Origin of the sequence: Williamwhitmania sp. (assembly GCA_035529935.1) — a bacterium.
Taxonomy (GTDB): Bacteria; Bacteroidota; Bacteroidia; order Bacteroidales; family Williamwhitmaniaceae; genus Williamwhitmania.
Genome location: DATKVT010000009.1, coordinates 23,459 through 30,057 on the forward strand (window position 1 = coordinate 23,459; position 6,599 = coordinate 30,057).

Sequence of the window (6,599 nt, forward strand, 5' to 3'; positions counted from 1 at the left end):
TAAAAGTTAAACACTATTTTTGTGATTTCAGAAATGATTTAGCAACTTGCGTACCAGGTGAAGACCAATTAAAAAATAAGCCACAATGTCATACATGCAGCCATAAACCAATGCCATAATGTCACCAAAGCAATTACCAACAACCATTAAGTAAAAAAGCATCAATCAGATGAGAACATTTCAGCCAAAACAAGGTTAGTGAAGCATAATTATTTAAACAATTTATAATCGATACGAACATGTTACCAGGAAATCAAAAAACAAGAAAAATTGGAGTTTTTTACGACGGAAATTACTTCTTACATGTAAGCAATTATTACAATTACGTCCACCCCAAAAAGAGGAGACTGAGCATTTCAGGGATGCACAACTTTATTAGCAGATGGGTGGCGAAAGTTGACGAAATAGACGAAAGGCTTTGCTTGGTAGTGGACGCACACTATTTCAGGAGCCGATTAAACGCACAGGAAGCAAGTCAACGCGGTAGCCAGCTATACTACGAGCGAGTTTTCGACGACATCCTTATGTCCGAAGGTGTAACTACCCACTACCTACCAGTTCGCAATAAATTTGGAAGGAAAGAAGATCGCGGTGTAGAGGTTTGGTTGGCAATGGAGGCGCTGGAGCTTGCCATACATAAAATGTTCGATGTGGTTGTACTCATTGCCTCTGATGGTGATTATGTTCCGCTTGTTCGGAAGTTAAATACCCTAGGCATTCGCGTTATAGTGCTCAGCTGGAATTTTGAATTTATGGATGACAGCGGCCAAAAAATGGTCACCAAAACTTCGCAAGATTTGCTTAGTGAGGCCTCCTACCCAATTCAGATGAACGAGATAATAGACAATGAGGGCAACATGGTCGATAGCATGTCCAACGATCTTTTCGTTCAAACTGAATCAAATTATGCAAAAAGAGAGGAGCTGGACTTTGGCGATGGCCCCGACAAGAAGAGTAAAATCCTTAGCCTGAAGGAGGGCTTCGGTTTTATTGCATATCCACCTAACAACTTATTTTTCCACTACACCGATCTTATCATCGATGATTTCAACGACCTCGGGGAAGGTGATGCAGTTGAGTTCACCGTTGAAAAAAATGAGCGAGGACAAGAAGTGGCGAAGAATATTCGAAAAATTGAGTTCTAAAAGATTGGCCCTAGTATTAGGGCTTTTCTTTTAACAAAGACATAAGATGGAAGAACCTTCGAAGTCCCATGCTTAAAACAATTGACATTCATACTCACCGCTACCATCAAGATGCATTTATATGCTTGTTGAACGTCTCTTCTGGTGATATCGTCGACGACCATCCGAGGCTCTACTATTCTGCAGGTATTCACCCTTGGAGGGCAGCCATACATGGTTCTTCTGAAATTGAATGGCTTGGGCAGTTAATTCAAGAAAATAAGAAGGTGATAGCACTAGGGGAAATTGGCCTAGACAAGGCTTGCAACGTGGAAAACTCCATCCAGCTCGAGGTGTTTGAAAAACAGCTCGCAATCGCAGAAGCCCTCCGCACTCCTGTGATAATACATAACGTAAGAGCCACCAATGAAATTTTGGCAATACAAAACCGGATGAAACACCCAACCCCCTTTATCTTCCATGGTTTTAGGGGAAAGTTTACCAAAGCTGAAGCCATTCTCGATGCAGGAAACTATCTTTCCTTCGGAGCCGCGCTCCATACCAACGACAATGCCACAGCCGATAGCTTGAGGAGAACTCCAACCAATCAGCTATTTCTAGAGACCGATGATGCTTCCGTTTCTATTGCATCCATCTATTCAAAGGCAGCAGAAATAAAGGGTATCTCGACAGAACAGCTCATATCTGAAATTTGGAATAACTTTGCAAGCCTATTCAAAATATCCATCAATGACTGAACAAGACACCAGCTGGCTAGCACGCACTGAACTTCTTTTAGGCAACGAACGTGTTGAACTTCTAAAGAAAGCTCACGTTCTAGTGGTTGGGCTAGGTGGTGTTGGAGCTTATGCCGCCGAAATGCTTTGCCGGGCGGGCGTTGGAGAACTTACCATTGTAGATGCGGACAATGTTCATATTACCAACATAAATAGGCAACTCCCAGCGTTGCACAGCACAGTTGGGGAGTCAAAAGCGGATATTCTCGCAAGCCGATTGCTCGACATAAACCCATTGCTAATAGTGCATCGAATTAAAGACTTCATTAGCGATGATAAAACTGATGCGCTTCTTAAAACCAACTACACTTTTGTAGTCGATGCAATAGATACACTTTCGCCAAAGGTTAACCTGATAGCAAAAACAATTGCAGCCGGCATTCCATTAGTTAGTTCAATGGGGGCTGGAGGCAAACTTGATCCAACAAGAGTAACAATTTCCGATATTTCTAAATCGCATCACTGTCCGCTTGCGCACATGCTTCGCAAACGACTTAGCAGAATAGGGATCAAGAATGGATTTACCGTTGTTTTTTCGGACGAAGAACCACTGCCTGGATCTGTAACACTTATCGAGGGAGAGCAAAACAAAAAGTCGAATGTGGGAACAATCTCTTACATGCCAGCAGTATTTGGTATTTCCTGCGCATCGGTCGTAATCCGAACAATAATTATTGGCGATTACAATAAGCTATCGTAGCTTCTTCCCATCCTTCCATGCCCAAAGCAATAGCGAAGCCAGAGTTCTATTTGGCCTCCACAATTCAGCTATACTAGTAAGGTTCTGCCTCAGCGATTTACTATCCAGATCAATGTTGTATAGTTCTACCATACTTTGGCGAATCGCTAGATCATCTATGGGGAAAACGTCCTGCCGATTCAACGAGAAAATGAGTGTCATTTCGGCAGTCCAGCGACCCACGCCCTTAATTGTAGTCAGATACCCCAGCAGCGCTTCGTCATCCATAGCAGAAACCTTTTCCAGCTGCAGACCACTTTCCAACGCAAAACGAGCAACATTTTTAACGTAATTTGCCTTCCCATTCGAAAGACCTGCACTTCTTAATCGCTCAACTTCAATATCCAAAACCAAATTAGGTGTAGGATATCTCTGAGGAAATAGGTCTAAAAATCTCCCGAAAATAAGATCGGCAATCTTGCCCGAAAGTTGTTGCGAAACAATTGAACTTAAGAGGTCGAAATAAATATCTGTCGAAGGTTTAAACTGTTTTAAAGTGTGGGAAAGCCGAAGTTTTTCCATCACCACATCATTTACAAACACAGTATTTCCCATAACTCACAATTGTTGATAAACTAAAAGTGCTCAAATCTAGCGCATAGTTTTGTAAAATCGAGTGATGGGACAAATACAAGTCAAAACCGTGAGCCACTCAAATTGTAAAGAAGTCAGCCATCCCGGTTGCCTCACCCCAGCTAACAAGCACTTCCTTTACGAATGCTCGTGGGGGACCTTGCTTGCATAATTCAACCATAATCAACAAATCGGCCTCATCGCCTTCGGCCACAACTAAAACGGTGCCATCATCATTATTTTTCGCATAGCCACTAAGCCCAAGTTTGCTGGCATTTCTCTTGACAAAATACCGAAATCCAACTCCTTGAACCATCCCAAAAACGTGAATTGAAACTTGACCCTTCATTTTTATTAAAGACAATAAATGCAAGAAAAATAATTTTCATGAAATGCCGCAAGAAATGTTAAACTTATTTGTCTAAATACTATCTCAACGCAACACCTAAAAAGCATAGCAAAACTTGACCATGAAAAAAACGTTACAAAAATTATTCATTGCAGTCATTTTCACCGGCATGACATCATTAATTGCATCAGCCCAACCGGGACCTGGAATAGGATATGGAAGCATGCCACCATCTGGCACTCTAAAAGGTAAGATACTCGATAAGCAGTCAGGTGACCCTGTTGAATACGCAAGCATAGTGGTAATAAAATTGAGGGATTCCTCCATTGTGACAGGAGGAATAACAAACACTTCAGGCGAATTCCTACTCGAGAAGATCCCCTATGGACGATATAAAGTCCAAGTTAAGTTTATCGGTTACAATCAGTGGGAAAACACTAATATTACTGTCTCCCCCAAGGCAAAGGATGTTGACTTAGGTACAATAAATCTAGCCGTTGCCTCACAGGCAATGGAGGGTGTCACCGTTAGTGGCAGGAAGGAGATGATGACGCACAGCCTCGACAAAAAGGTAATTAACGTCGATAAAGACCTAGCGTCAGTTGGCGGTACCGCGCTCGATGTTATGCAGAGTGTTCCCTCTGTTACAGTAGATTTCGATGGCAACATAAGCCTGAGGGGCTCCACCAATGTCAACATACTAATCGATGGAAAACCTTCTCAGATGACTAGCCTCGACCAACTACCAGCCGCCATGATTGAAAGCATTGAGGTGGTGACTAACCCTTCGGTAAAATATGACCCCGATGGAATGGCCGGAATCATCAACATCGTTCTTAAAAAGCAAAAAATTGTTGGAACAAATGGGATGGTGTCGCTCACGGCAGGGAACAACAATCGCTATATGGGATCTGTAAACCTCAACTTTAAAAGAGATAACTGGAATATTTTTACAAACGTTGATTTCCGCTCTTTCAACTTTGATGGATACAGCAATTCATACTCCAAAAACTACTTGAGCGATATTCCCTATATTAAAAACACTACGGACTTCACAAGAAAAATGACATTTGGAGGAGTTCGATTGGGGGCCGATTACAACATCAATCCAAAAAACACAATCACCTTAAGCACTTGGCTAAACACAAGAAAGTTTAGCGGCAATGAGGATCTTGTAAGCTCCAGCTACGACTCTGCACTTAATGTTGTTGACTTTTACAAGCAAAATAGAACCACCAGCAACAACGATGGGTTTGAGTCGGAATTCACCTTAAGCTATAAGAAGGACTTTAATGTAAAAGGTCGGACTCTAACCGCCGATGCTTTTTTCTCCAACGGTCCTGAAACATCCTCATCCATGCGGAGAAAAGATTTTTACACTCCTGCAGGGGTATTAACAAATCAATATCCCGAGCTAGAAAAAACTGATACAAAAGAACCAGGAACTAGGTTCACCATCCAGTCCGACTATGTGAGTCCAATTGGGAATGGGGGAAGGTTGGAATCTGGCGTCAAAGCCATTCTCCGATCCGACAACTCAGATTACCTTGTATGGGAGGGCGACTCCACAACCCAAAGTTGGATAGTGAATCAAACATACTCCAACAACTTCATCTACAAGGAGCAGATCTATTCCGGATACGCCAGTTACTCTAACACATGGGGAAAACTCTCGTATATGGGTGGCGTAAGACTTGAGCAAAGCCTTTCCAAGTCGGAGCAAAAAACCACAGATTCTACCTTCAACAAAAATATCTTCAGCGTATTTCCTTCGCTACACTTAAGCTTCGAGGTTGCTACCGGGCACGATCTTATCTTCAGCTATAGTGGCAGAATTAACCGACCGCGCAGCAGGGTTATCAACCCATTCTTAGTGAAGCAGGATGCGAACAATGTAAGCTATGGAAATCCAAATATAAATCCAGAATACGTAAACTCTTTCGAGGTGGGCTATGGATTTAAAAAAGTCAAAACAAACATTACCACCACCCTTTTCTACCGTCAAACCACCGATGTAATTGCACAAAAAGTAACGCTGGTAAATGATATTTTCGAAACCACCTACGACAACCTTAATAGTTCAGTAAACTACGGAGTTGAAGTTGTTGCATCTTCGCCAATCTTCAAGTGGTGGAGAATTAATGGCAGCTATAGTTACTTTCACGCCGAGATTAATGGTGCTGGGGTAACTAGTGATGCAAAGAGCAGCAACAGCTGGACTGCAAAAATCGCCTCTGTTGTATTTCTGCCAAAGGGCATTGAGTTTCAACAAAACTTTAACTACCGATCACCAATTGTTACAAGCGGCACTGGTGGAAGAGGTTTTTCAGCAGGCGGGCAAGGTATTATGGCAAGAATGTGGTCGCTTGATCTAGGCCTAAAAAAGAATTTCCTTAAAAACAAGGCCACAATTACTGCTAGAGTTAGTGACGTATTTAAAACAACCACATTTAACTCTACTACTTACGGTGATAATTTTGAAACCAACTATGAACGTGGACGAAATAGCCGCATGTTCTTTATTGGGCTATCATATAAAATTAACGACTACAAGCGAAGTTCAAAGAAGCCAGACCAATCACCTGACGACAATTCGCTCGACGATTTTTAGCCTACAAAAGTTTCAAGGGATTGTAGAACAAATCTACAATCCCTAATATTTTCTATATTGTCGAAAATAGATCAGCAAATGGATTATTTCCTAGCATCGCTTGCAATTATACTCTCGCTAATTGGATTACTTGGATGTATTATGCCAGTAATACCAGGCCCGCCCATTAGCTTTATTGCCTTACTGCTTATGCAGGCCACGCGTTTCGGAGAGCATACGCAATTCACTATATTTTTTCTTGGTGCAGTAACCATTACCGTCACTGTAATGGATTACATAATTCCTGCGTGGACAACCAAAAAGTTTGGCGGGTCGAAAAGAGGGGCCATTGGCGCAACCCTTGGCCTAGTCGCAGGCATTCTCCTACTCCCTCCGATCGGGGTTGTTATTGGACCTTTTATTGGAG

7 protein-coding genes are annotated in these 6,599 nt (G+C 42.2%); 5 read left to right on the forward strand and 2 right to left on the reverse strand.

All coding sequences use genetic code 11. The features are described from left to right. Positions 1–239 precede the first annotated feature (239 nt). The 3 genes from VMW01_00595 to VMW01_00605 all read left to right on the forward strand — a co-directional run bounded on the left by VMW01_00595 (position 240) and on the right by VMW01_00605 (position 2,621). Positions 240–1,145 carry an NYN domain-containing protein gene (locus VMW01_00595; protein ID HUW04734.1) on the forward strand — a complete coding sequence of 302 codons (906 nt, stop codon included), beginning with the start codon at positions 240–242 and terminating at the stop codon, positions 1,143–1,145. 68 nt (positions 1,146–1,213) lie between these two features. Continuing rightward, positions 1,214–1,882 (forward strand): TatD family hydrolase, encoded by a 669-nt coding sequence (locus VMW01_00600; GenBank protein ID HUW04735.1) that lies wholly within the window; start codon positions 1,214–1,216, stop codon positions 1,880–1,882. Then, positions 1,875–2,621: a tRNA threonylcarbamoyladenosine dehydratase gene (locus VMW01_00605; GenBank protein ID HUW04736.1), complete on the forward strand. Its 747-nt coding sequence runs from the start codon at positions 1,875–1,877 to the stop codon at positions 2,619–2,621. The genes VMW01_00600 and VMW01_00605 overlap by 8 nt, the downstream gene beginning before the upstream one ends. Here VMW01_00605 and VMW01_00610 read toward each other — a convergent pair. Together VMW01_00610 and VMW01_00615 are read right to left on the reverse strand one after the other, a co-directional pair. Further along, on the reverse strand, positions 2,613–3,215 hold the full coding sequence (locus VMW01_00610; GenBank protein ID HUW04737.1) for a hypothetical protein: 603 nt from the start codon (positions 3,213–3,215) through the stop codon (positions 2,613–2,615). The two genes, VMW01_00605 and VMW01_00610, sit on opposite strands and share 9 nt — an antisense overlap. Before the next feature lie 97 nt (positions 3,216–3,312). After that, a complete protein-coding gene (locus tag VMW01_00615; protein HUW04738.1) occupies positions 3,313–3,582 on the reverse strand; it encodes an acylphosphatase in 270 nt (89 codons plus the stop codon). Between the two features lie 121 nt (positions 3,583–3,703). Between VMW01_00615 and VMW01_00620 the strand changes: the two genes are divergently transcribed. Together VMW01_00620 and VMW01_00625 are read left to right on the forward strand one after the other, a co-directional pair. Next, positions 3,704–6,193, forward strand: a complete 2,490-nt coding sequence (locus VMW01_00620) for a TonB-dependent receptor (protein ID HUW04739.1) — start codon at positions 3,704–3,706, stop codon at positions 6,191–6,193. Between the two features lie 78 nt (positions 6,194–6,271). Beyond that, a partial coding sequence (locus tag VMW01_00625; protein HUW04740.1) for a DUF456 domain-containing protein occupies positions 6,272–6,599 on the forward strand: 328 nt, incomplete at its 3' end.